At 42.7% G+C, this 2,637-nt stretch carries 4 protein-coding genes; all 4 read right to left on the bottom strand.

Going from position 1 to position 2,637, the window contains the following annotated elements:
• Positions 1-378 (bottom strand): zinc ribbon domain-containing protein (locus tag P8O70_15125; GenBank protein ID MDG2198178.1); only part of this gene is annotated, 378 nt, incomplete at its 3' end.
• Positions 379-387: 9 nt separating this feature from the next.
• Entirely contained in the window at positions 388-690 is a 303-nt protein-coding gene (locus P8O70_15130; GenBank protein ID MDG2198179.1) for an HNH endonuclease, read from the bottom strand.
• Entirely contained in the window at positions 687-1,949 is a 1,263-nt protein-coding gene (locus tag P8O70_15135) for a hypothetical protein (GenBank protein ID MDG2198180.1), read from the bottom strand. The genes P8O70_15130 and P8O70_15135 overlap by 4 nt, the downstream gene beginning before the upstream one ends.
• A 12-nt stretch (positions 1,950-1,961) precedes the next feature.
• On the bottom strand, positions 1,962-2,637 hold a 676-nt coding region (locus P8O70_15140), incomplete at its 5' end, for a TonB C-terminal domain-containing protein (GenBank protein ID MDG2198181.1).

The raw sequence follows: 2,637 nt of genomic DNA on the forward strand, positions 1-2,637 counted from the left end.
CTCAATTCTTTTTTCAACATCCTTGACAAATATCCCCTCAGATAGGGAATCAGTTAATTCTTTCTGGCGAAATGCCAGGTAAGTTTTGAGTTGGAGTCGATGATGTCTCCATTTGAAGAAAACAAGCAATAAGGCCCAACAACTCAGGCCGAATATTATTTCTGATATACGGCCATCCAGAAGGTCATGAATATAGTGACTTTTAATTTGAGGAAGAGGAAAAATAAGATGGAAAACAGAGGTAAAAATTAGTGCAAGCACCAGAGATCTTAGAAGATCTAGCAGATCTGAGGAGGAGCGTTCGGTTATGTAAGTCCCACAATTTTGGCAATAGATCGCTTCATCAGGGTTGTTCCGGGAACAGTTCAAACATTTCATCCAGTTCCTTTATTTTTTTAATTGCTGCAGGTATTCCTCCCATTCAAGTGGAAGTAAATAGCTTTTCTGGGTATTGCAGCTTTTGCAACTGGGAACGAGATTTGACTTAGTTGTAAATCCTCCACGAGTGAGTGGAATCAGGTGATCCATTGTCAACTCCTTTGCTGGAAGGGATTGCTCACAATAGTAGCATTGGTTGGATGCACGACGATTTTTCCACCACTGTGATTTGCGAATTTCCTGTGCTTTTCTTCTTTCTTTTTGAATATGTTCTTCGTCCGCAGGCTCAAACCAATTCTCTAATTTTTTCAAGATCCTCCCTCCAAGACCCGTCTACTCCAAGAGGCCCCTGTTTCTTCAAATCCCCTAGGAGTAGTTGTAAGCCGCCTCACCCCTGTTCCGTCAACAAACATCACATATAATTTAAAGATTCCAGTTCGTTCTGCTGCAAAGACTATTTGACGGCCATCAGGAGACCACGTTGGCTTTTCTGAGTCGTATCCTCCATAGGTTAACTGTTGGTAATCATCACCAAAAGGATCCATCAGAAATATTTGATTTCTACCATTTACACTTCGAGAGAACACTATGCGCGTTCCATCAGGAGACCAGACTGGGTCGCTATTGCTGAAGCCATCAAAAGTTAGGCGGTAAATCGATCCAGAATCCCTATCTCTCATGTAAATCTGTTCTCTACCAGTTCGATCTGACACAAAAACAAGGTTTCGGTTATCCGGTGAAAGCGTAGGCGCTGTATCAATGCTGCTGTGTCGGGTGAGACGTTGGGTTTTTCCTGATTCAATGTCAATGTCATAAAGATCTACATTGGCATTCACACTGATGGTTGCAACCACTCGGTTACCGTTACTATACCAAGTACCGCCACTCGTTACACCATTATCACCCCTTCTAAGTTCGTCCGCTTTATTGTTGAGCACATTGTGCATCCAGATGGTTGTACCTCTATTACCAACGGTTGTGTAAAGCAGCTTTGTACTGTCTGGAGACCATCTGGGTAAAAGACTTATATCCTTGCTGTTGGTCAAACTCCTCAACCCCATCCCATGAGTGTTCGTCAGTGCAATAATTTTTTTTCGACCGGGTTGCTTAAGAGTAAAAGCGATGGAAGTCCCGAGGATTCCCTCCACTCCAGTCAATCTTTCGGTAATCTGGTTGACACCACGAATGATATCATCCTCACTAATTTCGTCTTCCTTGATTTGTAGGATCTCACCCAACAAAACATTCCCCTGCAGATCTGCCACAGCGAATTCTAGCCCGTTTTCACGCTGATTAAGCTGGATTTGCATCTCAGCTTCACGTTTGGCCTGGCAATAATCATAGGTTGAATTTACTAGTGTAAATACACCGCTCCAGCAAAAATTCCTTTCAATATTTCTGGCCCATCTTTTCGCAAGAGTTGTATCGAGGGTTGGATCTATTTTAAGCTCCGCAGAAAATCTGGAAAAGTCTATACCACTGACGACGACTTCCTCACTGGAATAGGTCTGCGCAAGTGTCGGTGAGAGTGATCCCAAAAAGATTAGGATCGAAAACATCCAATGTTTCATCTCTTTCCTTCTTCAGGGTTGAATTCTGATAGTCACGATGTAAGGTGGGCTTTCACCTAATTCTTGGGGGAGTTTCGGAAATTTGATAGCCTTCATCCCCGTCATTACAACCAAATTGAATTGTTTAGATCCACTACTTTCCTTGATTCGGTAGTCACTCACACTTCCATCCAATTTAATTTGGATCTCAATGGCAACTGAGAGTTTTTTATCAAACTGTGGACCTGCATTGATCTGTCCACGTAACTGCTCATACAGCAAAGAATTGTACTGTCGCTCCACAGATCTTCGTTTGTTCTCTTGCTCCTTAAGTTTTCTCAATAGAAGGGTATCCTGAACTTTAATTCCTATATTTGCAGTTTCAGTTAATGTGGGTGGAGGATTTTTTGGGTCAAAAATCGAAGGCTGATCTCTGACAGATGATCGATTGGTTACACCAGCAAATAAGTTGTCAGTCGGCGGTGCTGGTGGTGGTGTGCTTCTTAGCTTCTTTGGGCTCAGTTCAATTGCTTTAGGTCTATCGTTGGGTGTACCAGCGACTATAGCTGGTGGAAGAGGGCTTTGTTGAGGAGTAGGTAACTTGTTATTTGGGTTTTCAGGTTCAGGTGGTAAATCCACAATTTCTGGTTTAGTAGGCAGATTGGGTGTAGGCATTGTGAGATCCTGCGTAACCCTATCAGGCAAAATT

Source organism: SAR324 cluster bacterium (genome assembly GCA_029245725.1).
Taxonomy (GTDB): Bacteria; SAR324; SAR324; order SAR324; family NAC60-12; genus JCVI-SCAAA005.